A 26642-nucleotide genomic window follows, 5' to 3' on the forward strand; every position below is an offset into this window, starting at 1 on the left:
GAGGCCCTTTTTCTTTCTCTCATAAATACTTACAGTTGCGTGTTCAGGCGGAATCAGAAATCGGCAATCCGGCCGCGCTGCAGGTGCTGTCGACGAGGCGCCTTGTTTCCGAAGCGCCGCCCATGGCGACAAGCTCGAGGCTGCTTGCCGAATCCGGGTAGATCCTGGCGATGAAGGCTTGGTCGCCGCCAGCGCCGCCGGCCGCAGTCTTGCCGCTGGCGAAGCCGCAGACCACGATCTCCTTGCGGCCGTTCACTGTCCGCTCGCCGGCAAGCGTCCTTCCGAGCCTGACGGAAGCAGGATCCGGCAAGCGCTGTCGAATGCCGGTGATGACGACCTCCTCGAGCGCGAGCGAGAACGGAATGGGATCGACGCGCTGGTCGCCTGCATCGGGTCGAGGTGTCGTCGCAACGCATCCGCAAAGCGAAGCGACAAGCAGAAGCTGAACCGTTTTCCTCATCCGCGCCCTTTCGCATGCATTCGAACGCCACGGCAAGACAGGGTCCATGCCGCCGGCGCTTGCGGTGTCGGCACGGCCATACGGCTCGATTTCTTCGATATTGCGACCAGGAGCGCGCTGCCCGGGGCAGGCTGATCAGCCGGCTTGCGCGCCGCCGATCATCCGGGTCACCTCGGCCGCGGCACTGCGCACCATCGGCCCGATCTCGGCCAGCCGCTCCGGCGTCACCCGCACGGTCGGCCCCGATACGGAAACGCCGCCGATCGGCTCGCCGAATTCGTTGAAGATGGCGGCCGCCACGCAGCGCATGCCGGGGTGCCGCTCTTCGTCGTCGACCGACCATCCGCGCTGCTTGATGACGGCCAGATCGTGGGCGAGGGCAGGGATCTCGGACAGCGTCTTGTCGGTGAAGCGCTGCAGGCCGGCCTTGCGCAGAATGGTGCCGACGCGCTCCGGCTCGAGATGCGCCAGCACCGCCTTGCCGATGCCGGAGGCGTGAAAGGGGCTGCGCGTGCCCGGGCGGAAGAAGGCGCGGATCGCCTGGTGCGTCTCGACCTGGCTGACGAACACCACGCAATCATCCTCGGCGACGCCGAGATTGGCGGTCTCGCCGGTTCTTTCCATCAACTCCTGCATGACGATGCGGGCGCGGTCGACCAGCTTGCGGCGGCGCAGGAAGGCCGCGCCCATGCGGTAGGTCTCGACGCCGATCGACCACAACTGGTCTGATGTGTCGAACTCGACCATGCCGTGGTTTTCGAGTGTCGTCAGCATGCGGTAGGCGGTGGAGGCGGCAAGGCCGCTTTGTGCCGATATCTCGCTCAGCGACAGGCCGCTGCCCTCGGCAACAATAGCCAGTATGCGCAAGGCCCGGTCCAGCGACTGCACGGAACTGGTTTCGGCAGGTCCGTTGAAAGCGCGCGGCCGGCCGCGCTGGCGTTTTTCGATGGTTTCCATTGCACTAGTTTCGCCGATTTCTCCAAACATACAATGAAAAAGTTTTTCACTGCTGTGAGGCCGCAAATTCCTGGAAAACGGAAAACCCAATAAAATCAGCAAATAGTCGCCATTTTCTAGAAATGAAAAAATATTCTGAAAAAATTGAAAAATAACCGGCTTGCTGACATTCTCGGTCATCCAACAATGACAACCCAAGTGGAGGGCCGGAAAATGGCCAGGATGCGCGCTGTCGATGCGGCGGTTCTCGTTCTCGAAAAGGAAGGTATCTCCTGCGCCTTCGGCGTGCCGGGCGCGGCGATCAATCCGCTCTATTCGGCGCTGAAGGCGAGGGGCAGCATTCGCCATGTCCTTGCCCGCCACGTCGAGGGCGCCTCCCACATGGCGGAAGGCTTCACCCGCGCCAAGGCGGGCAATATCGGGCTCTGCATCGGCACCTCCGGGCCGGCCGGCACCGACATGATCACCGGTCTTTACTCGGCCGCCGCCGATTCCATTCCGATCCTGTGCATCACCGGCCAGGCGCCGCGTGCGCGGCTCAACAAAGAGGATTTCCAGGCCGTCGACATCGCCGCCATCGCCGCACCGGTCGCCAAATGGGCGGTCACCGTCATGGAGCCCTATCTCGTGCCGATGGCGCTGCAGAAGGCGTTTCATCTCATGCGCTCGTCGCGGCCCGGTCCGGTGCTGATCGACCTGCCGGTCGACGTGCAACTGGCCGAGATCGAGTTCGACATCGATGCCTATGAGCCGCTGGCGCCGTTCAAGCCGGCGATGACGCGCGCCCAGGCCGAAAAGGCACTGGCGATGCTCAATGCGGCGGAAAAACCGCTGATCGTCGCCGGCGGCGGCATCATCAATGCCGATGCATCCGACCTGCTGATCGAGTTCGCTGAAATCACTGGCGTCCCGGTCATTCCGACGCTGATGGGCTGGGGCGCGATCCCCGACGACCACCGGCTGATGGCCGGCATGTGCGGCCTGCAGACCTCGCATCGCTACGGCAATGCGACGATGCTGGAAGCCGATTTCGTCTTCGGCATCGGCAATCGCTGGGCCAACCGTCACACCGGTTCGGTGGACGTCTACACCAAGGGCAAGAAATTCATCCATGTCGACATCGAGCCCACGCAGATCGGCCGTGTCTTCGCGCCGGACCTCGGCGTGGTTTCGGATGCGGGTTCGGCGCTGAAGGTGCTGCTCGACGTCGCCACCGAGTGGAAGACGGCGGGCAAGATGCGCGACTGGTCGGGCTGGGCCAAGGAATGCCAAGCCCGCAAGAAGACGATGAAGCGCAAGACGCATTTCGACCAGGTGCCGCTGAAGCCGCAGCGCGTCTACGAGGAGATGAACAAGGCGTTCGGCCGCGACGTCACCTATGTCACCACGATCGGCCTGTCGCAGATCGCCGGCGCGCAGTTCCTGCACGTCTACAAGCCGCGCAACTGGATCAATTGCGGCCAGGCCGGCCCGCTCGGTTGGACGCTGCCGGCAGCCCTTGGCGTGCGCGCCGCCGATCCCGACCGCACCATCGTGGCGCTGTCGGGCGACTATGATTTCCAGTTCATGATCGAGGAACTGGCGGTCGGCGCGCAGCACAAGCTGCCCTACATCCATGTCGTCGTGAACAACGCCTATCTCGGCCTGATCCGCCAGGCGCAACGTGGCTTCTCGATGGATTATGAGGTCAGCCTCGCCTTCGAGAACATCAACCGATCGGGCGATCCCGAGGCCGGCTATGGCGTCGACCATGTCGCCGTCGCCGAAGCGATGGGCTGCAAGGCGGTGAGGGTGCGCAAGCCCGAGGAATTCGCGAGCGCCTTTAGGCAAGCGCAACGGATGATGAAGGAGCACCGGGTTCCGGTCGTGCTCGAATTTATCCTGGAGCGCGTCACCAACATCTCGATGGGCACCGAGATCGACAAGATCACCGAATTCGAGGAACTTGCCGAACATCAGGAAGACGCGCCGACCGCGATCGTGATGCTCGACTGATAAGAGGACAAAAAGAATGCCGCGTTTTTCCGCCAATCTGTCGATGCTCTTTGGCGAGCACGATTTCCTCGACCGTTTTGACGCTGCCGCCCGCGCCGGCTTCAAGGGCGTCGAATATATCGGCCCTTATGATCACGCGCCCGATGTTGTCGCCGCCAGGCTGAAGAAGAATGGCCTGACACAGGTGCTGTTCAACCTGCCGGCCGGCGACTGGGGCAAGGGCGAGCGCGGCATCGCCGTGCTGCCGGACCGCGTGCCGGAATTCCGCCAGGGTATCGCCAAGGCAATCACCTACGCACAGGCGCTCGGCTGCGCGCAGGTCAATTGCCTGGCCGGCATCGCGCCCGCCGGCGTCGACCGCAAGGTGCTCGAGGATGTTTTCGCCGAAAACCTCGCCTTCGCGGCGGAGAAGCTGGAACAGGCCGGCATCCGGCTGCTGATCGAGCCGATCAACACCCGCGACATTCCAGGCTTCTTCCTCAATTACTCCGACCAGGCGCTGGCGCTGATCGACCGCGTCGGCTCGAAAAACCTGTTTCTGCAATACGACATTTATCACATGCAGATCATGGAGGGGGATCTCGCGCGTAAAATCGAGGCCAACCTCGGCCGCATCGCGCATATCCAGCTTGCGGACAATCCCGGCCGTCACGAGCCGGGGACGGGCGAGATCAACTATCCCTTCCTCTACGACCACATCGACCGCATCGGCTATTCCGGCTGGATCGGTGCCGAATACAAGCCGAAAGCCGGCACCGAGGCAGGGCTTGGCTGGTTCCGGGACCTGGCCGGGCAGGGCAGCGCGGCGGCTTAAGAGCCGGCGCTGACGCTGCCAATCTCCCCCCTCGTGGGGGAGATGGCCGGCAGGCCAGAGGGGGGGGCGCGAAGGAACGCGGCCCAGCAAAAGACGGAGAACCACAATGGAAACCATAGGCTTCATCGGCCTCGGCATCATGGGCGCGCCGATGGCGGGGCATCTGCTCGATGCTGGCTACAAGGTCATCGCCAGCGACCATCGCTCGAAGCCGCCGGCTGACCTCGTCGCCAAGGGCCTGAAAACAGTCTCCGGCCACGCCGCCGTCGCCAAGGCGGCAGAGATCGTCATCACCATGGTGCCCGACACCCCGCAGGTCGCCGACGTGCTGTTCGGCGACAATGGCGTTGCGTCCGGCCTGACCAAAGGCAAGCTGGTCATCGACATGAGTTCGATCTCGCCGATCGAGACCAAGGTTTTCGCCGGCAAGATCAACGAACTCGGCTGCGACTATCTCGACGCGCCGGTTTCGGGCGGCGAGGTCGGCGCCAAGGCAGCGTCGCTCACCATCATGGTCGGCGGCGAGGAAAAGCCCTTCGAGCGCGCAAAACCCGTCTTCGAGAAGATGGGCAAGAACATCACGCTGGTCGGCCCTAACGGCGTCGGCCAGACCACCAAAGTGGCAAATCAGATCGTCGTCGCACTGACCATTGAAGCCGTCGCCGAAGCGCTTGTTTTTGCTTCGAAAGCCGGCGCTGATCCCGCCAAGGTCAGGCAGGCTTTGATGGGCGGTTTAGCGGCCTCGCGCATCCTCGAAGTGCATGGCGAGCGCATGGTCAAACGCACCTTCGCGCCGGGCTTTCGCATCGAATTGCACCAGAAGGATCTCAACCTGGCACTGGAGGGCGCCAAGGCGCTCGGCGTGGCGCTGCCCAACACCTCGACCACCCAGCAGCTGTTCAACTCCTGCGCCGCCAATGGCGGCGCGAAGGAGGATCACTCGGCGCTGGTCAGGGCGCTGGAGCGGATGGCCAATTTCGAGGTCGGTGGCGAAGTGACCGAAGTGAAAGGCAAAGCGGCATAGGTCGGGAAAGGGCGGCGCAACGTTCCCAAGTCGCCACCTCTTGTCCTGTCGAAGAACGGGTTCCTGCGTCTGTCGCCGGAACCCGTTTCTCGTTGCGAGACAGGCGGCTCAGCCGCGCTTCAAGAACGCCCGCGCCGCATAAAGGCTGATCGCCGCGGCATTCGACACGTTGAGCGAGCGGATGGCGCCCGGCATGTCGAGCCGCGCCAGCGTCGTCACCGTCTCGCGCGTCTTCTGGCGCAGGCCCTTGCCTTCGGCGCCGAGCACCAGCGCGATCCTGTCGCCGGCAAAGCTTGTCTCGAGTTCCGCCGGCCCGTCCGAATCAAGCCCGATGGTCTGGAAGCCGGCCTCGTGCAGTTGCCCGAGCGCGTCGGCCAGGTTCTTCACCTCGATCTGGTCGATGTGCTCCAGCGCGCCGGAGGCGGATTTTGCCAGCACGCCCGATTCCTGCGGGCTGTGGCGCGCGGTGGTGATCAGCGCGCCGGCGCCGAAGGCGACCGCCGAGCGCAGGATGGCGCCGACATTGTGCGGATCGGTGACCTGGTCGAGCACCAGCACCAGTCTCGTGTCGCCGAGCGCGTCGAGGCGCTTCGGCTTCAGCGGCTCCGCCTCCATCAGTACGCCCTGGTGCACGGCGTCCGACCCGGTGATCTTGTCGATGTCCCTGGGCTCGACCAACTCCGCCTTGAAGGGCAGGGCGGCGAGATCTTCTATCTCCAGGCGCTCGGCCGCGTTGCGGGTCACCAGCATTTTGCGAATCTTGCGGCGCGGATTGTCGAGTGCTGCCCGCACCGTGTGAAGGCCATAAAGTCGCACCAGGCCGTCGGCGGCGTTCTCGCCGGGCGGCACGGGCTGGCGCGGCCGGAATGCCGGCGCGCCGCCGCTCTTCTCGTCGCGGTGCGCGCGACGCAGCTTGGCGTAATGGGTGTCTTTGGGGGTATTGGTCTTGTTGCTCATGGCCGGCTTCTATAGCTGTCTCCACCGGCCAAGGATATGGCCCGTCGCCGCAGCCGGCGAACAACATCGAAAAACCCTTCCTGCGCGGTTGACACCCACTGGCCTTGCCGCCATAAGGCGCTTCGCTGATTTCGGAGAAGATATCCAACTCGGGCTCCGGGATCGGCAAGAATGCCTCGTTGCATGGCTCCGGCGGCAGACTGGAGAGGTGCCCGAGTGGTTAAAGGGGACGGACTGTAAATCCGTTGGCTTAGCCTACGTTGGTTCGAATCCAACCCTCTCCACCACTGCCGGCCCGGAAGCCCTGAAACGAGAAAAGCATCGGGCCGAAAAGTGCATGGCGCTTTTCGGGTGAATCCGATACTTCAGTGCAAGGCGCGGGTATAGCTCAGTGGTAGAGCAGCAGCCTTCCAAGCTGAATATGCGGGTTCGATTCCCGCTACCCGCTCCAGACCGTCATCCCCGCAATCGGCAAACCTGCACACTGCGCGACAACGCGCGCAGCGCTTCAGGGCATCTGTGTTTGCCGCGTCAGCTGTTGAACGCGGACGCCACCTGGTGCTGCTGCGGCACCTGGCCGTTCGGGGTCAGCTTGTCGACGATGCCGGGGAGGGCAGTGGACAACTGCTTGAGCAGTTCGCCCTCATCCATTCCGGTGCGCTGCGCGATCTCGCGGATCACCTGCGGCCCAAGTGCCGAGCCGAGATCGTTGGCGTTGATCGACTGGTTCTGCCCGGTGCCGACCCAGGAGTCGGCGACATTGCCGTGGCCGGCGTTCTTGAGCTTGTCGAGCAGGCCGCCCAGTCCGCCGAGCAGACCGCCATCACTGGCGGCTGGGTCGGCCGGCACTGGCGTTTGAGGCTGATCCGGCTGTTCGGCACTTCTGCCGCTCAGCATTTTTCCGACCAGCAACGCGCCGAGCGCGATCATCAGCGGTTTGGTGATGTTGCCGCCGGGAACGGCGTTGTCAAAAAGTCCCATAGTGGATCCTCCATCTCGACCAAGCCCGGCCCATCTCCAACAATGGCGCATCCGGGCGGAATTTCAAGCTGGCTTGAGCTTTTGACAATCATATGAAAATGTCGCGATGGCAGGGGATGGAGAGGAAAAAATGGGTATCATCAGCTGGATCATTCTCGGCGCCATCGCCGGCTTCCTCGGCAGCAAGATCGTCAACAAGACCGGCCAAGGCCTTATCATGGATGTCGTCCTCGGCATTGTCGGCGCCATCGTCGGCGGCGTGATCTGCAGCCAGCTCTTTGGCGTGGGTGTCACCGGTCTCAACATCTCCAGCCTGATCGTCGCGGTGGTTGGCGCGGTGGTTGTGCTCTGGGCCTATCACCAGTTCAGCGCACGGCGGACGCTCTAAGCGCCAGCTGGATGATCTGAAGTTTGGAATTTCTGCCGAGGCAAGACCAGCGTCGGCTTGCCTATGGCATCAACACTGCATCGGCCGCGGCGAAGAAAATCAGCGTTCCGGCGATGAACACCGCCCGGCCGATCAGCGACTTGCGGATAGCGGCCTTGTGCTCGGCGTCGGACAGGCGCTCGGCTGCCGATGCTAGGCGACGACAGTCAGCCGGCGCTTGCGCTGGTCCAGCGAGACGATGGTCAGGCCGCTGGCCACCACCAGCAGGATGCCGCAGACCGCCAGCGCGTTGGGGAACTGGCCGAACACCAGCAGGCCCGAAATGACGGCCCAGACGGTGAAGCAGTAATAGAACGGCGCCACCGCGCTGGTCGGCCCGACGCGATAGGCCATGAAGATGAAGAAATGGCCGAAGATCAGGAAAAGACCGGCGCCGGCCAGAAGCAGCAAATGGCGAGCTTCTGGCATGATCCAGCGCTCGGACGCCAGATGCGCGGCACCGGCGCCGATCAGCACCACCACCACGGCGGAAATCGCCACGATCATCCCCGGCACCTCCGCCGGCACATGCCTGCCGGCGAGGTCGCGCGCGGCTGCCAGTGCGGCGTTGCCGAGCGCCAGCAGCGCATAGACCGAAATGCCTTGCATGGTCGGCTGCGCCACCATCAACGCGCCGATGAAGCCGAGCCCGATCAGCGCCATGCGCTGGCCGCCGATGCGCTCGCCAAACAGGATCGACGAGCCGACCAGCATCAAGAGCGGCGTGATTTGTCCCAGTGCCGTGGAATCCGCGATCTGCATGTTGGCGAGCGCCACGACGTAGCAAAGGATCGCCGCCAGCTCGAGCAGGTTCCTGCGCAGCACATGGCCGTCGAAGATCAACGGGATCTGTTTGCCGTAGCCCAGCACGAACAACAGCGGGAAGCCCCAGAGCGTCGCGGCGGCACCACGCAGGAACAGCACCTCATAGGACGGCAACCCCGCGGTCGCGAGTTTCATCATCGTATCGTTGACCAGGTACGACCCGGTCGAGATGATCATGAACAGCGGGCCGCGGATTGAGGCAGGGATGAATTGCATGGGGTCAGGAGATCAGACCTCGGAGGGCGCCGCAATGGGCCATCAACTGGCCGTGATCGAGACAGGAATTGGCCGGCAAGAACATGGCATGCAGGCCTCGATCGATCGGCATGTCACCCATTCCATTTCCCGCATCGCCTTCCTATATCGGCGTCATATCCCCGCAATCGGATCCCAGGTTCGGACTGAGTGAGACGGCACCCGGCCAAAAGACGCTTGTGTTTTTTGGCCTTTGTCGCTAATCGCCCCGCATTCGACTGAACTGAAGGTCAAGGCCGTCCAAGGAAAGAGACTATGGCAAAAGGTAAATTCGAGCGCACTAAGCCTCATGTGAACATCGGCACGATTGGTCACGTTGACCATGGCAAGACGTCGCTGACGGCGGCGATCACGAAGTATTTTGGCGAGTACAAGCGCTACGACCAGATCGATGCGGCGCCGGAAGAGAAGGCGCGCGGCATCACCATCTCGACGGCTCACGTTGAATACGAGACGGCCAACCGCCACTACGCCCACGTCGACTGCCCCGGCCACGCCGACTATGTGAAGAACATGATCACCGGCGCCGCGCAGATGGACGGCGCGATCCTGGTCGTGTCGGCCGCCGACGGCCCGATGCCGCAGACCCGCGAGCACATCCTGCTTGCCCGTCAGGTCGGCGTGCCGTCGATCGTGGTGTTCCTGAACAAGGTCGACCAGGTCGACGACGCCGAGCTTTTGGAACTGGTCGAGCTCGAGGTTCGCGAGCTTCTGTCGAAGAACGAATTCCCCGGCGACGACATTCCGATCGTCAAGGGTTCGGCGCTGGCCGCGCTGGAGGATTCGAACAAGACGATCGGCGAGGACGCGATCCGCGAGCTGATGGCTCAGGTCGACGCCTACATCCCGACCCCGGTTCGTCCACTCGACAAGCCGTTCCTGATGCCGATCGAAGACGTGTTCTCGATCTCGGGCCGTGGCACGGTCGTGACCGGCCGCGTCGAGCGCGGCGTGGTCAAGGTCGGCGAGGAGCTGGAGATCATCGGCATCCGTCCGACGACCAAGACGACCTGCACGGGCGTGGAAATGTTCCGCAAGCTGCTCGATCAGGGCCAGGCTGGCGACAACATCGGCGCGCTGCTGCGCGGCGTTGATCGTGAAGGCGTCGAGCGCGGCCAGGTTCTGGCCAAGCCCGGCACGGTGAAGCCGCACAAGAAGTTCGTGGCCGAAGCCTACATCCTGACCAAGGACGAAGGTGGCCGTCACACGCCGTTCTTCACCAACTACCGTCCGCAGTTCTACTTCCGCACGACGGACGTGACCGGCATCGTGTCGCTGCCGGCCGGCACCGAGATGGTGATGCCTGGCGACAACATCACGGTCGATGTCGAGCTGATCGTGCCGATCGCCATGGAAGAGAAGCTGCGCTTCGCCATCCGTGAAGGCGGCCGCACCGTCGGTGCCGGCATCGTCGTCACCATCAAGGAATAATCGAAACCGGCATCGGCCGGATCGACAAGGAAAGGGCGGTCTTCGGGCCGCCCTTTTTCGTTAACGTCGCTGCGTGACATCGGAACCGCGCCTGCCCTGTTGCAAGCGCCATCACGGCAACTAGTATAGGTTGCATTGCGGGAGCTTTGCGAAAGAGTGGTTCCAGGGCGCTGTTTCGGCGAGAAGGGGTGGCAGTTGCGGGCACTGGTCCGTCTCATGCTGTTGGTCCCTGCGGTCCTGCCGGCCCAGGCCCAGGAGCAGTCTCTGGACATCCCGCCGATGCGCTTCGCCGTCGTGCGCAGCAATGCGCCGGGCTGCGAGCCCAATTGTCCGGAATGGATATCGGCTGAAGGCACGATCGCGGCGGGCACGCCGTCACTCTTCAAACGCACGCTCAAGACGTTGAAGGGACGGCAACTGCCCGTCGTCGTCAGCTCGCCCGGCGGCAATGTCGATGCCGCGCTCGCACTTGGCAGGATGATCCGCAAGGCCAAGCTCGATATCGCCGTCGGCGTGACGGTGTTTTCCGGCTGCCAGCCGGAGGCGAAGAATTGCAGCGACAACAAGGGCAAGGGTGCCGACTATTTCGGCATGGCCTTTGACGACGGGGCCATGTGCAATTCGGCCTGTCCGCTGATGTTTTCCGGCGGTGTCCGCCGCGTAGTCGGAGATTTTGCCTATCTCGGCGTCCACCAGATCACCACCACCTACAAGCGCGAGAAGCTGCTCTACCGGACCACCTACCGGATCGTGAACGGCAAGAGGAAGGTCATCAACACCAAGGTGGTCAGCCGGAAAAGTGCCGGCAGCTACAAGACCTACGAGATGAGCAAGGCGGTCGAGAAGACGCTATCGGCCTATCTCAGGGAAATGGGGATAGGCGACGGCGTGCTGGAAATGATGAAGGCCACGCCGGCCAGCGACATCCGCCAGATCGCGCTCGACGACATGCTGACGATGAATTTGGTGACCAGCCGGGACGCGGCGGATCTGTTGACCTCCGCGAGCCTGTGCGCACTGCAGCAGCCGGCCGCGAACTGCCGGGAGATACCGAGCCCTGCAAACGATGCGACGCCATCGGCCGCTGCGACGGGCAAGCCCCGGGATGTCGCACCGGTTGGAATGGAAATCGCGAAGGCTGGCGCGGACATGCGCTTTGTCGTGGTTCGCGGCAGCAATCCGCTGTGTAATCCCGACTGTCCGGAATGGATCTCGGCGGAAGGCGTGATTACGAGCCAGACACCGCAGAAGCTGCGCCAATTGCTCGCCACGCTTGGCGAGCGGCGCCTGCCTGTCGTGATCAGCTCACGGGGAGGTGACCTGTCCGGCGCCCTTGCGGCGGGCCGGCTTATCCACGAAAGGAAGCTCGACGTCGCCGTCGGCCGGACCGATTTCGTCGATTGCGACCCGCGGGCATGGAATTGCCTGGCCAAGGAGGGCGCCTATGCCGGTTTGAGCATCGATGCGGGCGTCGAATGCGATACGGCCTGCGCGCTGATGCTTGCCGGTGGCGCGAGAAGGCTTGTCGGTCCCGAGGCGCGGCTCAGCCTATACCCGATGGGACAGAAGCAGATGGTCAAAGCGTATCTCGAGGAGATGGCGATCGGTCCCGCTCTGTTCAAAGCGATCGCGGAGCGCTCGGCCGAGCGCCGGCTTGAACCGGACATCATGCTGAGGGCGGGACTGATAACGGGGCCGCAATCGGTCGACGCACTGACCGGCGCCACGATTTGCAAAGCTGTTCCCAGGCCCGACAATTGCCGCGGCCCGCCGCCCGCCAATGCGGCGGCCGACGCGCCCGCAAAGCTGTAGCGCGCGGCTTCGGAAGCTGGCCATCGAGGCAGGTTGAGCTGTTTTCGATCTTTCCGCTATCGTCGCCGCCGGTGGCGCCGGGGCTGGCGGAGGATCGATGATGAGCCGGGATGTTCCGACACTCTACGAATGGGCCGGTGGCAGCGATGCCCTGAACCGGCTGACGCAGACCTTCTATGACAAGGTGGCAAAGGACCCTGTTGTCGGGCCGGTATTCAAGTCGATGTCGCCGGACCATCCCGCCCATGTCGCGGCCTTCATCGGCGAGGTCTTTGGCGGACCGAAGACCTATAGCGAGAAATTCGGCGGCCACCGCGAGATGGTCATGCATCATCTGGGCAAGCATCTGACGGAAGAACAGCGCCGCCGCTGGATCAACCTGCTCGCCGACGCAGCCGACGAGGTCGGCTTGCCGGACGATCCCGAATTCCGTTCGGCCTTCATGGGCTATATCGAATGGGGATCGCGATTGGCCAAGATGAACTCCAATCTCGGCGAGACCTGCGATCCGGAAACCGAGCCGATGCCTGCCTGGGGCTGGGGCGTGCCTGGCGGGCCGTACACGCCGCCGGAAACAAAGTAGCTTCCATCCGCCTCGGAGTGCGGGCTGATGTCGGACCATTTCAAGACCGGGCGCTGGCGCGAGTGGGACGGCCCCGGTATCGAGCATCGTGAACTGCGTGAGCGCGCAGGGGAGGTTCTTGCCGACTCCGTCGTCATGTGCTCCGGCCAAAGGAGGGCAGACGATATCTCTACGAATCGCGCGTCAGTGACTTCAGGCGCGAACTCGAGATCGACCGCGACGGGCTGGTCGTCACCTATCCCGATTTCTGGCAAAGGGGATGAAGGCGCGTTTGCGTGCAAACCACTCTTTACAGACAGCGCGGAAGCTTTTAGGAAGCCCCTGCTGCGCCGAAGCGCGCACGATACGGGCATAGCTCAGTTGGTAGAGCGGCGGTCTCCAAAACCGCAGGTCGTAGGTTCGAGCCCTGCTGCCCGTGCCATTTCAAAAATGGCCGTCAGAAACGATATTTCCGCGGACCGCCCTTTGAAAATCGGCGACACGCTTGCCATATTAGGCCGATTGGGGCATAAGGACGCCATAGCCGGGACGGAACGACTGGATGGTTCCGAGGCGGCGTTTGGTCATAAAGCGGACACTTGCCACTTGCGTGGATCAAGAATCGGTTTTATGTAGACAGAACAGACACGCGACGCGTGGAGCTGGGAAGCCGGCTTTACGCGTCTGATTTGCATGGGCGAAATGATTGCGCTGATTCGGCGCGAGACTGGGCCCAGGCGGCACGTCCCGGCCAGCGGGATCATCCAGGGGACCCGGCCAACGGGTCTTGAAGACAGAGCGGCATATGGCTTCGAAAACCACAAATCCTTTCGTCTTTCTCCAGCAGGTTCGCTCGGAGACCGCCAAGGTGACTTGGCCGTCGCGGCGCGAAACGATGATCTCGACGGTGATGGTTCTGGCCTTCGCTGTGATTGCGATGATCTTTTTCTTTAGCGCCGATCAGTTGATGGGCCTCGCGATCGAACAGATTCTGGGCATTGGACGCTAAGTCCGGCGACTACGGAGAAGTCTAAAAAAATGGCTGCGCGCTGGTACATCGTCCACGCTTATTCGAACTTTGAAAAGAAGGTCGCCGAGGACATCGAGAACAAGGCCAAGCAGAAGGGCCTGTCCGCCGATATCGAGCAGATCGTGGTGCCGACCGAGAAGGTGGTCGAGGTTCGTCGTGGCCGCAAGGTCGATGCCGAGCGCAAATTCTTCCCGGGCTATGTGCTCCTGAAGGCCAATTTGACCGATGCCGTGTTCTCGCTGGTGAAGAACACGCCGAAGGTCACCGGCTTTCTCGGCGACTCCAAGCCGGTGCCGATCACCGAGGCGGAAGCGCAGCGCATCCTGAACCAGGTACAGGAAGGCGTCGAGCGGCCGAAGCCCTCGGTCACTTTCGAGATCGGCGAGGCGATCCGCGTGTCGGACGGTCCTTTCGCGTCGTTCAACGGCTTCGTCCAGGAAGTGGACGAGGAGCGGGCGCGGCTCAAGGTGGAAGTTTCGATCTTCGGGCGCGCCGTGCCTGTCGATCTGGAATTCGGACAGGTCGAAAAGGGCTGATCCGAAATCCCTGATGCCGGTCTGGCGATCAGGGGAGGCGGTGCGGAAACGCATGGCCTGAGAACGGTGGGAGGCGAATGTGGCTTTAGCCGGCCGCGTGAACCGCACCACCAGACTGCAACCGCCGGTGTTTTCCCTGATGGGGCCGGCATAGACAAAGGCAGGAAAAGAGATGGCTAAGAAAATTGCAGGCCAGCTCAAGCTTCAGGTCTCCGCGGGTTCGGCCACGCCGTCGCCCCCGATCGGCCCGGCGCTTGGTCAGCGCGGCATCAACATCATGGAGTTCTGCAAGGCGTTCAACGCGCAGACCCAGGAAATGGAAAAGGGATCGCCGGTTCCGGTCGTCATCACCTACTATCAGGACAAGTCGTTCACCTTCGTCATGAAGACGCCGCCGGTGAGCTACTTCCTGAAGAAGGCCGCGAACCTGAAGTCGGGCTCGAAGGAGCCGGGCAAGGTCAAGGCTGGCACCGTTTCGCGCGACAAGGTGCGCGAAATCGCGACCGCCAAGATGAAGGATCTGAACGCAAACGACGTCGAGGCGGCCATGCGCATGGTCGAGGGCTCCGCCCGCTCGATGGGTCTGGAAGTGGTGGGCTGAGATCATGGCAAAGATTGCAAAGCGTGTATCGAAGACCCGCGAAGGCATCGATCCCAACAAGGCTTATGCCCTGGGTGAAGCGCTGAAGCTGCTCAAGGACCGTTCCTCGGTCAAGTTCGACGAGACCGTCGAAGTCGCCATGAACCTCGGCGTCGACCCGCGCCATGCCGACCAGATGGTCCGCGGCGTGGTCAACCTGCCGAACGGCACCGGCCGCTCGGTTCGCGTCGCCGTGTTCGCCCGTGGCGACAAGGCCGAGGAAGCCAAGGCCGCCGGCGCCGACATCGTCGGCGCGGAAGACCTGGTCGACATCGTCCAGAAGGGCACGATCGATTTCGATCGCTGCATCGCCACGCCGGACATGATGCCGCTGGTCGGCCGTCTCGGTAAGGTGCTCGGCCCGCGCGGCATGATGCCGAACCCGAAGGTCGGCACCGTCACCACCGACGTCGCCGCCGCCGTCAAGGCATCGAAGGGCGGCGCGGTCGAGTTCCGCGTCGAGAAGGCCGGCATCGTTCATGCCGGCGTCGGCAAGGTCTCGTTCGACGTCAAGGCGCTGGAAGAGAACATCCGCGCCTTCGCCGATGCGGTGACCAAGGCAAAGCCGGCTGGCGCCAAGGGCAACTACGTCAAGAAGGTGTCGGTCACCTCGACGATGGGCCCGGGCCTCAAGCTCGACGTCTCGACGCTCGCTGCGTCCTGATTAAGACCATTTGGATCGGCCGCCGGAAGGCCGATCCGTGACTGAATTCCGGGCCTTGGATTAATCCTGGGCCCGGTGCCGGAAGTCGAAAGGCTTCCGGACATCCTGTCCGAGATTGCAGGCGGCCCAAAAGCCTTAATTCATGTGGGCCTGCATGAGACGGGTGAAGACCCGACAACGGAGCGAATGCTCCAATGAAAGGTTCGAACCGTGTTTGCCTTTTGTCTGCGCATCGCCGGCCTTGCCGTCGGTGTGGCGAAAGGGGGCAGGATCCTCGAGCGTCGTTCGGGAGATCCGTTACTGGATGGCCCGGCCGGCAAAAGGCAACCCGACGCCTGTCCTCGAAATGAGATGTTCTCATTGACGGGATTGGGGTCAACTGGAGATAGGCAGTGGACAGAGCGGAAAAACGCGAACTCGTCACGGGCCTGAACGAAGCGTTCGGAAACGCAGGTTCAGTCGTCGTGGCCCACTATGCCGGTATCACCGTCGCGCAAATGAACGACCTTCGGTCGAAAATGCGCGCCGCCGGTGGCACCGTTAAAGTCGCGAAGAACCGTCTCGCCAAAATCGCTCTTCAGGGCACGGACTCCGCATCGATCATCGACCTGTTCAAGGGACAGACGCTGATTGCTTATTCGGAGGATCCGATTGCGGCGCCGAAGGTCGCGTCCGATTTCGCCAAGGGAAATGACAAGCTCGTCATTCTCGGCGGCGCAATGGGCACCACCTCGCTCAATGCCGACGGTGTGAAGGCACTCGCCACACTTCCGTCGCTCGATGAGCTGCGCGCCAGGCTGGTTGGCATGATCGCCACGCCGGCAACCCGGATCGCCCAGATCGTCAATGCGCCAGCGGCCTCGGTCGCGCGCGTCATCGGCGCTTACGCCCGGAAGGACGAGGCGGCATGAGGCCGTTCCTCGCTATCAAAAACACACGTTCGAACCTAACGAAGGAATACAACAATGGCTGATCTCGCAAAGATCGTAGACGACCTTTCGAAGCTGACCGTCCTCGAGGCGGCCGAGCTGTCGAAGCTTCTGGAAGAAAAGTGGGGCGTTTCGGCTGCTGCTCCGGTGGCGGTTGCCGCTGCGGGCGGCGCTGCCGCTGCTGCTGCTCCGGCCGAGGAAAAGACGGAATTCGACGTCGTCCTCACCGACGCTGGCGCTCAGAAGATCAACGTCATCAAGGAAGTCCGCGCCATCACCGGTCTTGGCCTCAAGGAAGCCAAGGACCTGGTCGAGGCGGCTCCGAAGCCGGTCAAGGAAGGCGTTTCCAAGGCCGACGCTGACAAGTTCAAGGCCCAGCTGGAAGCAGCCGGCGCCAAGGTCGACCTGAAGTAAGCGTAAAAGCGGCGGGCGGCCTCGCGCCGTCCGCCACTCCCTTCGCCTGGAGGGAGGACGCGTAGCGCGAGATGTACGAGAACCTCTTTCCTGAGGGCCGCGAACCGGCCTTCAGGAAACGGGTTTTCTCCCGTTTTAGCCGTCCGCCGAAAGGCGGACGGAGAACAGACAGAGAGCCGCCGCCCAGGCGGTTCGGTATGCAAGGCGGACCGCGGCGAGGTTCGTCCCGAGTTTAGAGCTAAGGAGCGACGATGGCCCAGACCCAGACTTTCAATGGCCGCAGACGCGTACGCAAGTTCTTCGGAAAGATTCCGGAAGTTGCGGAGATGCCGAACCTGATCGAGGTTCAGAAGGCATCCTATGACCAGTTCCTGATGGTGGACGAGCCCAAGGGCGGCCGTCCGGACGAGGGACTGCAGGCTGTTTTCAAGTCGGTCTTCCCGATCTCCGATTTTTCCGGCTCCTCGATGCTGGAGTTCGTGAAGTACGAGTTCGAAGGACCGAAATTCGACGTTGACGAATGCCGTCAGCGCGACCTGACCTATGCCGCGCCGCTGAAGGTGACGCTGCGCCTCATCGTGTTCGATATCGACGAGGATACCGGCGCCAAGTCGATCAAGGACATCAAGGAGCAGGACGTCTACATGGGCGACATGCCGCTCATGACCTTGAACGGCACCTTCATCGTCAACGGCACCGAGCGCGTCATCGTCTCGCAGATGCACCGTTCGCCGGGCGTCTTCTTCGACCACGACAAGGGCAAGTCGCACTCGTCGGGCAAGCTTCTGTTTGCCGCGCGCGTCATTCCCTATCGCGGCTCGTGGCTCGACATCGAGTTCGATTCCAAGGACGTCGTGCACGCCCGCATCGACCGCCGCCGCAAGATTCCGGTGACGTCGCTGTTGATGGCGCTCGGCATGGATGGCGAAGAGATCCTGTCGACCTTCTACAACAAGATCAGCTATGTGCGCGCCGGCGACCACTGGCGCATTCCGTTCAACGTCGAGCGTTTCCGCGGCCTCAAGGCCGTCGGCGATCTGGTCGACGCCGATACGGGCGAGATCGTTGTCGAGGCCGGCAAGAAGATCACCGCCCGCCAGGCGCGCCAGCTCGGCGAAAAGGGCCTGAAGGCGATCAAGGCGACCGACGAGGATCTGCTCGGCAACTACCTGGCCGAGGACATCGTCAATTACGCCACCGGCGAGATCTTCCTCGAAGCCGGCGACGAGATCGATGAAAAGACGCTCAAGGTGCTGCTTGGCACCGGCGAGCAGGAGATCAAGGTTCTCGACATCGACCACGTCAATGTCGGCGCCTATATCCGCAACACGCTCAACGTCGACAAGAACGAGAGCCGCCAGGACGCGCTGTTCGACATCTATCGTGTCATGCGCCCGGGCGAGCCGCCGACGCTCGAGACCGCCGAAGCCATGTTCAACTCGCTGTTCTTCGATAGCGAGCGCTACGATTTGTCGGCTGTCGGCCGCGTCAAGATGAACATGCGCCTCGAACTCAAGGCCGAGGACACCGTGCGCGTGCTGCGCAAGGAGGACATCCTGGCCGTGGTCAAGACGCTGGTCGAACTGCGCGACGGCAAGGGCGAGATCGACGACATCGACAATCTCGGCAACCGCCGCGTGCGTTCCGTTGGCGAGTTGATGGAGAACCAGTACCGCGTCGGCCTGCTGCGCATGGAGCGCGCGATCAAGGAGCGTATGTCCTCGATCGAGATCGACACGGTGATGCCGCAGGATCTGATCAACGCCAAGCCGGCGGCCGCCGCCGTGCGCGAGTTCTTCGGTTCCTCGCAGCTGTCGCAGTTCATGGACCAGACCAACCCGCTGTCGGAGATCACCCACAAGCGTCGTCTTTCGGCGCTTGGACCGGGCGGTCTGACCCGCGAGCGCGCCGGCTTCGAAGTGCGCGACGTGCACCCGACGCATTACGGCCGTATCTGCCCGATCGAGACGCCGGAAGGCCCGAATATCGGTCTGATCAACTCGCTGGCCACTTTCGCGCGCGTCAACAAGTACGGCTTCATCGAAAGCCCGTACCGCAAGATCGTCGACGGCAAGCTCACCAATGACGTCGTCTATCTCTCGGCGATGGAAGAAGCCAAGCACCATGTCGCGCAGGCCAACGCCGAGCTCGACAAGAATGGCGGCTTCGTCGACGAGTTCGTCATTTGCCGCAGCGCCGGCGAAGTGATGATGGCGCCGCGCGAAAACGTCGACCTGATGGACGTGTCGCCAAAGCAGATGGTGTCGGTGGCCGCGGCCCTGATTCCGTTCCTGGAAAACGACGACGCCAATCGCGCTCTGATGGGCTCGAACATGCAGCGTCAGGCCGTGCCGCTGGTGCGCGCCGAGGCGCCGTTCGTCGGCACCGGCATGGAGCCGGTCGTTGCACGTGACTCAGGCGCCGCCATCGGTGCCCGCCGCGGCGGCATTGTCGACCAGGTGGACGCGACGCGTATCGTCATCCGCGCAACGGAAGATCTCGATCCGGGCAAGTCCGGCGTCGACATCTACCGGCTGATGAAGTTCCAGCGTTCGAACCAGAACACCTGCATCAACCAGCGTCCGCTGGTGCGCATGGGTGACCGGGTCAACAAGGGCGACATCATCGCCGACGGTCCGTCGACCGAGCTCGGTGATCTGGCGCTCGGCCGCAACGTGCTGGTCGCGTTCATGCCGTGGAACGGCTACAACTACGAGGACTCTATCCTGCTCTCCGAGCGCATCGTCGCCGACGACGTCTTCACCTCGATCCACATCGAGGAGTTCGAGGTCATGGCGCGCGATACCAAGCTTGGTCCGGAGGAAATCACGCGTGACATTCCCAACGTTTCGGAAGAAGCGCTGAAGAACCTCGACGAAGCTGGCATCGTCTATATCGGCGCGGAAGTGCAGCCGGGCGACATCCTCGTCGGCAAGATCACGCCGAAGGGCGAAAGCCCGATGACGCCCGAAGAGAAGCTTCTGCGCGCCATCTTCGGCGAAAAGGCTTCCGACGTGCGCGACACTTCGATGCGCATGCCTCCGGGCACTTTCGGCACCGTCGTCGAGGTGCGCGTGTTCAATCGCCACGGTGTGGAGAAGGACGAGCGCGCCATGGCAATCGAGCGCGAGGAGATCGAACGCCTCGCCAAGGACCGTGACGACGAGCAGGCCATCCTGGACCGCAACGTCTACGCGCGTCTTTCCGACGTGCTCGTCGGCAAGGAAGCGATCGCTGGACCGAAGGGCTTCAAGAAGGGCTCGACGCTGTCGAAGGATACGCTCGACGAGTATCCGCGTTCGCAGTGGTGGCAGTTTGCCGTGGAGAACGAAAAGCTCCAGAGCGAACTGGAAGCCCTGCGTGGCCAGTACGATGACTCCAAGAAGGCGCTCGAGCAGCGCTTCATGGATAAGGTCGAGAAGGTCCAGCGCGGCGACGAAATGCCTCCGGGCGTCATGAAGATGGTTAAGGTCTTCGTCGCGGTGAAGCGCAAGATGCAGCCGGGCGACAAGATGGCCGGCCGTCACGGCAACAAGGGTGTCGTGTCGCGCATCGTTCCGGTCGAGGACATGCCTTTCCTCGAGGACGGCACGCATGCCGATATCGTGCTCAACCCGCTGGGTGTGCCGAGCCGCATGAATGTCGGCCAGATCCTGGAAACGCATCTGGGCTGGGCCTGCGCGGGCATGGGCAGGAAGATCGGCGAACTGATCGACACGTACAAGGCGGCCGGCGACATCAAGCCGCTGCGCAAGACGCTCGAGAGCTTCATGCCGGCCAATGACCGCAACGAGCCGATCCGCGAGTATGACGACGAGAGCATTGTTCGCCTCAGCGAGCAGATGCGCCGCGGCGTCTCGATCGCGACCCCGGTGTTCGACGGTGCGCACGAGGCTGACATCAACATCATGCTGGAGCAGGCGGGCCTGCACACCAGCGGTCAGTCGCAGCTCTATGACGGACGCACGGGCGAGCCGTTCGATCGCAAGGTGACGATGGGCTATATCTACATGCTCAAGCTTCACCACCTGGTGGACGACAAGATCCACGCGCGTTCGATCGGTCCGTACTCGCTCGTCACCCAGCAGCCGCTGGGCGGCAAGGCGCAGTTCGGTGGCCAGCGCTTCGGTGAAATGGAGGTCTGGGCGCTGGAAGCCTATGGCGCCGCCTACACGCTGCAGGAAATGCTGACGGTGAAGTCGGACGACGTCGCCGGCCGCACCAAGGTCTACGAGGCGATCGTGCGCGGCGACGACACGTTCGAGGCCGGCATTCCGGAGAGCTTCAACGTGCTCGTCAAGGAAATGCGGTCTCTCGGCCTCAATGTCGAGCTGGAGAACACCAAGCTCGACGACGCCCCGGTTCGGCTGCCCGACGCGGCTGAGTAAAGGCTAGAGCGCGCCGCACGAAGTTGCGGCGCGCCAAGGAATTCGACGGCCGGTGGCCGACAAAGACGGCGGGCGTTTGGCCCGCGACTAGATGCAAGGGGTTTTCGAGGACCCCGAAAAGGAGAACGGCATGAACCAAGAGGTCATGAATCTCTTCAATCCGCAGGCGCCTGCGCAGGTGTTCGATTCCATCCGGATCTCACTGGCCAGCCCTGAGAAGATTCTGTCCTGGTCGTTCGGCGAGATCAAGAAGCCGGAGACCATCAACTACCGCACCTTCAAGCCGGAGCGTGACGGTCTGTTCTGCGCGCGCATTTTTGGCCCGATCAAGGACTATGAGTGCCTGTGCGGCAAGTACAAGCGCATGAAGTACAAGGGCGTCATCTGCGAGAAGTGCGGCGTCGAAGTCACGCTGTCGCGCGTCCGCCGCGAGCGCATGGGCCATATCGAGCTCGCCGCTCCCGTCGCCCATATCTGGTTCTTGAAGTCGCTGCCCTCGCGCATCGGCACGCTGCTCGACATGACCCTGAAGGACATCGAGCGCGTCCTTTACTTCGAGAACTACATCGTCACCGAACCCGGCCTCACCGCGCTGAAGGAGCACCAGCTGCTCAGCGAGGAAGAGTACATGATCGCCGTCGACGAGTATGGCGAGGATTCGTTCACCGCCATGATCGGCGCCGAGGCCATTCATGACCTTCTGGCCGGCATGGATCTGGAGAAGATCGCCGGCGACCTGCGTTCGGAACTGGCTTCGACCACCTCCGAGCTGAAGCAGAAGAAGTATCTGAAGCGGCTCAAGGTCGTCGAGAACTTCATGGAATCCGGCAACCGTCCGGAATGGATGATCATGAAGGTGGTTCCGGTGATCCCGCCGGACCTGCGTCCGCTGGTTCCTCTGGACGGCGGCCGTTTCGCGACGTCCGACCTGAACGATCTCTATCGCCGCGTCATCAACCGCAACAACCGCCTGAAGCGGCTGATCGAGTTGCGTGCGCCCGGCATCATCGTGCGCAATGAAAAGCGCATGCTGCAGGAAGCTGTCGACGCACTGTTCGACAACGGCCGTCGCGGCCGCGTCATCACCGGCGCCAACAAGCGTCCGCTGAAGTCGCTTTCCGATATGCTCAAGGGCAAGCAGGGCCGGTTCCGGCAGAACCTGCTCGGCAAGCGCGTCGACTATTCCGGCCGCTCGGTCATCGTCACCGGTCCGGAGCTCAAGCTGCACCAGTGCGGCCTGCCGAAGAAGATGGCGCTCGAACTGTTCAAGCCCTTCATCTACGCCCGTCTCGACGCCAAGGGTTACTCCTCGACCGTCAAGCAGGCCAAGAAGCTGGTCGAGAAGGAGCGTCCGGAAGTCTGGGATATCCTCGACGAGGTCATCCGCGAGCATCCGGTGCTGCTGAACCGCGCGCCGACGCTGCACCGCCTCGGCATCCAGGCGTTCGAGCCGATCCTGATCGAAGGCAAGGCGATCCAGCTGCACCCGCTGGTCTGCACGGCCTTCAACGCCGACTTCGACGGCGACCAGATGGCGGTCCACGTGCCGCTGTCCCTGGAAGCGCAGCTTGAAGCCCGCGTGCTGATGATGTCGACCAACAACATCCTGCACCCGGCTTCCGGCGCGCCGATCATCGTGCCGTCGCAGGACATGGTTCTGGGTCTCTACTATCTCTCGATCGTCAACCAGAACGAGCCGGGCGAGGGCATGGTGTTTGCCGATATGGGCGAACTCCAGCACGCGCTCGAGACCAAGGCGGTGACCCTGCACGCCAAGATCAAGGGTCGCTTCCGCACGGTCGACGCCGAAGGCAAGGTCGTGTCGAAGATCCATGACACCACGCCTGGCCGCATGATCATCGGCGAGCTTCTGCCGAAAAACGTCAATGTGCCTTACGAGACCGCCAACCAGGAGATGACCAAGAAGAACATCTCCAAGATGATCGATACCGTCTACCGCCATTGCGGTCAGAAGGAGACGGTCATTTTCTGCGACCGTATCATGGCGCTCGGCTTCGCTCACGCCTGCCGTGCCGGCATTTCGTTCGGCAAGGACGACATGCTGATCCCGGACAGCAAGATCAAGCTGGTCTCCGACACCGAGGCTTTGGCCAAGGAATACGAGCAGCAGTACAATGACGGCCTGATCACGCAGGGCGAGAAGTACAACAAGGTCGTCGACGCCTGGGCCAAGTGCTCGGAAAAGGTCGCCGACGAGATGATGGCCCGCATCAAGGCGGTGGAGTTCGAAGACAACGGCCGTCAGAAGCCGATGAACTCGATCTACATGATGTCGCACTCCGGTGCGCGTGGCTCGCCCACCCAGATGCGCCAGCTCGCCGGCATGCGCGGCCTGATGGCCAAGCCGTCGGGTGAAATCATCGAGACGCCGATCATCTCGAACTTCAAGGAAGGCCTGACCGTGCTCGAGTACTTCAACTCGACCCACGGCGCCCGCAAGGGTCTGGCCGACACCGCCTTGAAGACGGCGAACTCGGGTTACCTCACCCGCCGCCTAGTCGACGTGGCGCAGGACTGCATCGTCAACTCCGTGGATTGCGGCACCGACAAGGGCCTCACCATGCAGCCGATCGTCGATGCCGGCCAGGTCGTCGCTTCGGTCGGCCAGCGCGTGCTGGGCCGCACCGCGCTCGACGACATCAACCATCCGGTGACCGGCGACCTTCTGGTCAAGGCCGGAACGCTGATGGACGAGCGCGACGTGGAGCAGATCGAAAAGGCCGGCGTCCAGTCGGTCCGCATCCGCTCGGCACTGACCTGCGAGGTCAGGGTCGGTGTGTGCGCGGTCTGCTACGGACGCGATCTGGCGCGCGGCACCCCGGTCAACCAGGGTGAAGCCGTCGGCGTCATCGCGGCGCAGTCGATCGGCGAGCCGGGCACCCAGCTCACCATGCGCACCTTCCACATGGGCGGTACCGCGCAGGTGGTGGATAGCTCGTTCCTTGAAGCCTCCTATGAGGGCAAGGTCGAAATCCGCAACCGCAACGTGGTGCGCAACTCCGACGGCCAGCAGATGGTCATGGGCCGCAACATGGCGGTGCTGATCCTCGACGAAGCCGGCAAGGAGCGCGCCACGCACCGTGTCACCTATGGTTCGCGTATCTTCGTGGACGATGGCGACAAGGTGAAGCGCGGCCAGCGTATTGCCGAGTGGGATCCCTACACCCGCCCGATCCTCACCGAAATCGAGGGCAAGGTGGCGTTCGAGGATCTGGTCGACGGCATCTCCGTCCAGGAAACGGCCGACGAGTCGACAGGCATCACCAAGCGTGAGGTCATCGACTGGCGTTCGACGCCGCGCGGCAACGATCTGAAGCCGGCGATCGTCGTTCAGGACGGCAAGGGCAAGGTCGGCAAGCTGTCGAAGGGTGGCGATGCCCGCTTCCTGCTCTCGGTCGAGGCCATTCTCTCGGTCGAGCCGGGTGCGCAGGTTCGTCCCGGCGACGTGCTGGCGCGTATCCCGATGGAAAGCGCCAAGACCAAGGACATCACCGGCGGTCTGCCGCGTGTTGCCGAGCTGTTCGAGGCACGTCGTCCGAAGGATCACGCCATCATCGCCGAGATCGATGGCACGATCCGCTTCGGCCGCGACTACAAGAACAAGCGCCGCATCATCATCGAGCCGCATGACTCGACGCTCGAGCCGGTCGAATACCTGATCCCGAAGGGCAAGCCGTTCCATCTCCAGGACGGCGACGTCATCGAGAAGGGCGACTACATCCTCGACGGCAATCCGGCGCCGCACGACATCCTGGCGATCAAGGGCGTGGAAGCTCTTGCTTCCTACCTCGTCAACGAGATCCAGGAAGTCTACCGCCTGCAGGGCGTGTCGATCAACGACAAGCACATCGAGGTGATCGTTCGCCAGATGCTGCAGAAGGTCGAGATCACCACGCAGGGCGACTCGACCTATATCCCGGGCGACCACGTCGACGTGATCGAACTGGAAGAGGTCAACGAGCGGCTGATCGAGGACGGCAAGAAGCCGGCCGAAGGTCAGCCGGTGCTGCTCGGTATCACCAAGGCTTCGCTGCAGACGCCGTCCTTCATCTCGGCCGCCTCCTTCCAGGAGACGACCAGGGTGCTGACGGAAGCCGCGGTTGCCGGCAAGACCGACATGCTGCAGGGCTTGAAGGAAAACGTCATCGTCGGCCGGTTGATCCCGGCCGGTACGGGCGGCACGATGAGCCAGATCCGGCGCATCGCCACCTCGCGCGACGAACTCATCATCGACGAGCGCCGCAAGGCCTCCGGGGTGGAAGTGGCCGAGCCGATGCTGGCCGATATGACAACCGCCGCGCAGTAGGCGCGGCGGCAAAAATCTCAGGCAACAGAAGCCGTCGGGGCAACCCGGCGGCTTTTTCCTTTCAGCGAACGATCGAGGAAGGCAGATGAGCACGAAGACCTGGACGGCTGTCGACAACTACATCGTTTCCTCGCTCTTCGAGGCGGATCCCGTTCTCGATGCGGTTCTGGCGGCCAACCGCGACAATGGCCTGCCAGCGATCGACGTCTCGGCGGCGCAGGGCAAGCTGCTCTCGCTGCTGGTGCGCATCGGCAGTGCGAAAAACGTGCTCGAGATCGGTACGCTGGGCGGCTATTCCACCATCTGGATGGCTCGCGCCTTGCCCATGGACGGCAAGATCGTCACGCTTGAACTGGACCCGCATCACGCCAAGGTCGCGCGGTCGAATTTCGAGCGGGCAGGCGTGTCGGACCAAGTGGAACTGCGGGTCGGGCCGGCCCTTGAATCGCTGGCCGCGCTAAGTGCTGAAAATGCCGGGCCGTTCGATCTCATCTTCATCGATGCCGACAAGCCGAACAACCCGAACTATCTCTCCTGGGCCATGCGGCTTTCGCGGCCGAGAACGGTCATCGTCTGCGACAACGTCATCCGCGACGGCTATGTCGTGAACGAAGATGGCCGCGATGCCAATGTCGAAGGCGCACGCGCGGCCTTTTCATTCATCGGTGGCGACAAACGACTGGACGGCACAGCCATCCAGACCGTCGGCGCCAAGGGATATGACGGCTTTGCCATTGCGATTGTAAAATGAGGTTGCTGGCGGTGGTTTCTGGTTGACTGCCGCGAAGACGATCCAGCTATGAAGGTGCTTGGGGAATTGGCAATTGAACGAAGTCGCGCTCTGGGAATTGATCAACGAGAGCCGGAACCGCATGAGTTTAGCGCAGAGAAGGCTCTGGGATCTGATCAGAATCGATCCAGAACAGTGGATTCATCGTTCACCGACTGGAAATGTCAGCATTTGGGTCGTGGCTCTGATCGGTCGCGGCGTCATTTCCTACAACGACGCTGAGAACGGTTTCGACCGCTCAAGTTTCGTCCAATACGGCGAGATCGTCGAGCTCGGCTGGGGACAGGACGAACTTGAGGGGGCCGTTCAGCACGTGTTGAACGAACTGGAGCTCGGATATCGGACGGCGCCCGGCATCTCCCGGCCTCAGCCGGGAGAGTTTCCAGACGAAAAGCGATGATGCAGATGGGTCCGCCGTGCTGAC

22 protein-coding genes, 3 tRNA genes and 1 pseudogene are annotated in these 26642 nt (G+C 62.7%); 21 read left to right on the forward strand and 5 right to left on the reverse strand.

Features of this window, described 5'->3' with window-relative positions:
• Nucleotides 1–43 precede the first annotated feature (43 nt).
• Complete coding sequence (locus CK227_RS12240; protein WP_095770239.1) at nucleotides 44–460, reverse strand: hypothetical protein; 417 nt, start codon at nucleotides 458–460, stop codon at nucleotides 44–46.
• Between the two features lie 135 nt (nucleotides 461–595).
• On the reverse strand, nucleotides 596–1417 hold the full coding sequence (gene bhcR, locus CK227_RS12250) for an HTH-type transcriptional regulator BhcR (protein ID WP_095770238.1): 822 nt from the start codon (nucleotides 1415–1417) through the stop codon (nucleotides 596–598).
• Between the two features lie 213 nt (nucleotides 1418–1630).
• On the opposite strand from bhcR, the gene gcl reads away from it, so the two are divergent.
• The 3 genes and pseudogenes from gcl to CK227_RS12265 all read left to right on the forward strand — a co-directional run.
• A complete protein-coding gene (gene gcl / locus CK227_RS12255; protein ID WP_095770237.1) occupies nucleotides 1631–3412 on the forward strand; it encodes a glyoxylate carboligase in 1782 nt (593 codons plus the stop codon).
• 16 nt (nucleotides 3413–3428) lie between these two features.
• A complete protein-coding gene (gene otnI / locus CK227_RS12260) occupies nucleotides 3429–4226 on the forward strand; it encodes a 2-oxo-tetronate isomerase (protein WP_095770236.1) in 798 nt (265 codons plus the stop codon).
• Nucleotides 4227–4323: 97 nt separating this feature from the next.
• Nucleotides 4324–5250: pseudogene (locus CK227_RS12265) on the forward strand (2-hydroxy-3-oxopropionate reductase); the annotation flags it as partial.
• 108 nt (nucleotides 5251–5358) lie between these two features.
• Here the strand turns inward: CK227_RS12265 and CK227_RS12270 are convergent.
• Nucleotides 5359–6207 carry an RNA methyltransferase gene (locus tag CK227_RS12270; protein WP_095770234.1) on the reverse strand — a complete coding sequence of 283 codons (849 nt, stop codon included), beginning with the start codon at nucleotides 6205–6207 and terminating at the stop codon, nucleotides 5359–5361.
• 202 nt (nucleotides 6208–6409) lie between these two features.
• Here CK227_RS12270 and CK227_RS12275 point away from each other — a divergent pair.
• Together CK227_RS12275 and CK227_RS12280 are read left to right on the forward strand one after the other, a co-directional pair.
• Nucleotides 6410–6494, forward strand: a tRNA-Tyr gene (locus CK227_RS12275).
• A 90-nt stretch (nucleotides 6495–6584) separates the two neighbouring features.
• Nucleotides 6585–6658: transfer RNA gene (locus tag CK227_RS12280), tRNA-Gly, on the forward strand.
• 80 nt (nucleotides 6659–6738) lie between these two features.
• Here the strand turns inward: CK227_RS12280 and CK227_RS12285 are convergent.
• Nucleotides 6739–7188: a YidB family protein gene (locus CK227_RS12285; protein WP_095770233.1), complete on the reverse strand. Its 450-nt coding sequence runs from the start codon at nucleotides 7186–7188 to the stop codon at nucleotides 6739–6741.
• A gap of 130 nt (nucleotides 7189–7318) precedes the next feature.
• Between CK227_RS12285 and CK227_RS12290 the strand changes: the two genes are divergently transcribed.
• Nucleotides 7319–7576: a GlsB/YeaQ/YmgE family stress response membrane protein gene (locus tag CK227_RS12290; protein WP_095770232.1), complete on the forward strand. Its 258-nt coding sequence runs from the start codon at nucleotides 7319–7321 to the stop codon at nucleotides 7574–7576.
• Between the two features lie 192 nt (nucleotides 7577–7768).
• Here CK227_RS12290 and CK227_RS12295 read toward each other — a convergent pair whose 3' ends face one another.
• The gene (locus CK227_RS12295) at nucleotides 7769–8656 is read right to left on the reverse strand and encodes a DMT family transporter (protein ID WP_095770231.1); all 888 of its coding nucleotides are present in this window, start codon (nucleotides 8654–8656) and stop codon (nucleotides 7769–7771) included.
• Between the two features lie 294 nt (nucleotides 8657–8950).
• Here CK227_RS12295 and tuf point away from each other — a divergent pair, with 294 nt between their 5' ends.
• The 15 genes from tuf (at nucleotide 8951) to CK227_RS12370 (ending at nucleotide 26618) form a co-directional block, all read left to right on the forward strand.
• Nucleotides 8951–10126 carry an elongation factor Tu gene (gene tuf, locus CK227_RS12300; RefSeq protein WP_010909256.1) on the forward strand — a complete coding sequence of 392 codons (1176 nt, stop codon included), beginning with the start codon at nucleotides 8951–8953 and terminating at the stop codon, nucleotides 10124–10126.
• A gap of 216 nt (nucleotides 10127–10342) precedes the next feature.
• Nucleotides 10343–11938, forward strand: a complete 1596-nt coding sequence (locus CK227_RS12305; RefSeq protein WP_245317926.1) for a hypothetical protein — start codon at nucleotides 10343–10345, stop codon at nucleotides 11936–11938.
• Between the two features lie 100 nt (nucleotides 11939–12038).
• Nucleotides 12039–12521 carry a group II truncated hemoglobin gene (locus CK227_RS12310; RefSeq protein ID WP_095770855.1) on the forward strand — a complete coding sequence of 161 codons (483 nt, stop codon included), beginning with the start codon at nucleotides 12039–12041 and terminating at the stop codon, nucleotides 12519–12521.
• Nucleotides 12522–12658: 137 nt separating this feature from the next.
• The gene (locus CK227_RS37215; protein WP_245317925.1) at nucleotides 12659–12784 is read left to right on the forward strand and encodes a putative glycolipid-binding domain-containing protein; all 126 of its coding nucleotides are present in this window, start codon (nucleotides 12659–12661) and stop codon (nucleotides 12782–12784) included.
• 82 nt (nucleotides 12785–12866) lie between these two features.
• Nucleotides 12867–12942: transfer RNA gene (locus CK227_RS12320), tRNA-Trp, on the forward strand.
• A 363-nt stretch (nucleotides 12943–13305) separates the two neighbouring features.
• The gene (secE, locus tag CK227_RS12325) at nucleotides 13306–13509 is read left to right on the forward strand and encodes a preprotein translocase subunit SecE (protein WP_010909260.1); all 204 of its coding nucleotides are present in this window, start codon (nucleotides 13306–13308) and stop codon (nucleotides 13507–13509) included.
• 29 nt (nucleotides 13510–13538) lie between these two features.
• The gene (nusG, locus tag CK227_RS12330; protein WP_010909261.1) at nucleotides 13539–14066 is read left to right on the forward strand and encodes a transcription termination/antitermination protein NusG; all 528 of its coding nucleotides are present in this window, start codon (nucleotides 13539–13541) and stop codon (nucleotides 14064–14066) included.
• A 172-nt stretch (nucleotides 14067–14238) separates the two neighbouring features.
• Nucleotides 14239–14667, forward strand: coding sequence for a 50S ribosomal protein L11 (rplK, locus tag CK227_RS12335; RefSeq protein WP_010909262.1), 429 nt, complete (start codon nucleotides 14239–14241; stop codon nucleotides 14665–14667).
• A 4-nt stretch (nucleotides 14668–14671) separates the two neighbouring features.
• The gene (gene rplA, locus CK227_RS12340; RefSeq protein WP_010909263.1) at nucleotides 14672–15370 is read left to right on the forward strand and encodes a 50S ribosomal protein L1; all 699 of its coding nucleotides are present in this window, start codon (nucleotides 14672–14674) and stop codon (nucleotides 15368–15370) included.
• A 392-nt stretch (nucleotides 15371–15762) separates the two neighbouring features.
• A complete protein-coding gene (gene rplJ / locus CK227_RS12345) occupies nucleotides 15763–16281 on the forward strand; it encodes a 50S ribosomal protein L10 (protein WP_019857958.1) in 519 nt (172 codons plus the stop codon).
• Between the two features lie 54 nt (nucleotides 16282–16335).
• On the forward strand, nucleotides 16336–16713 hold the full coding sequence (gene rplL / locus CK227_RS12350) for a 50S ribosomal protein L7/L12 (protein ID WP_010909265.1): 378 nt from the start codon (nucleotides 16336–16338) through the stop codon (nucleotides 16711–16713).
• Between the two features lie 251 nt (nucleotides 16714–16964).
• A complete protein-coding gene (gene rpoB, locus CK227_RS12355) occupies nucleotides 16965–21101 on the forward strand; it encodes a DNA-directed RNA polymerase subunit beta (protein ID WP_095770228.1) in 4137 nt (1378 codons plus the stop codon).
• 130 nt (nucleotides 21102–21231) lie between these two features.
• Nucleotides 21232–25428 (forward strand): DNA-directed RNA polymerase subunit beta', encoded by a 4197-nt coding sequence (gene rpoC / locus CK227_RS12360; protein ID WP_095770854.1) that lies wholly within the window; start codon nucleotides 21232–21234, stop codon nucleotides 25426–25428.
• Nucleotides 25429–25513: 85 nt separating this feature from the next.
• Nucleotides 25514–26179, forward strand: coding sequence for an O-methyltransferase (locus tag CK227_RS12365; RefSeq protein WP_095770227.1), 666 nt, complete (start codon nucleotides 25514–25516; stop codon nucleotides 26177–26179).
• A 73-nt stretch (nucleotides 26180–26252) separates the two neighbouring features.
• The gene (locus tag CK227_RS12370) at nucleotides 26253–26618 is read left to right on the forward strand and encodes a hypothetical protein (protein ID WP_210202227.1); all 366 of its coding nucleotides are present in this window, start codon (nucleotides 26253–26255) and stop codon (nucleotides 26616–26618) included.
• Nucleotides 26619–26642: the final 24 nt, after the last annotated feature.

It is taken from the genome of Mesorhizobium sp. WSM4308, assembly GCF_002294905.1.
In the GTDB taxonomy this organism is placed as follows: Bacteria; Pseudomonadota; Alphaproteobacteria; order Rhizobiales; family Rhizobiaceae; genus Mesorhizobium.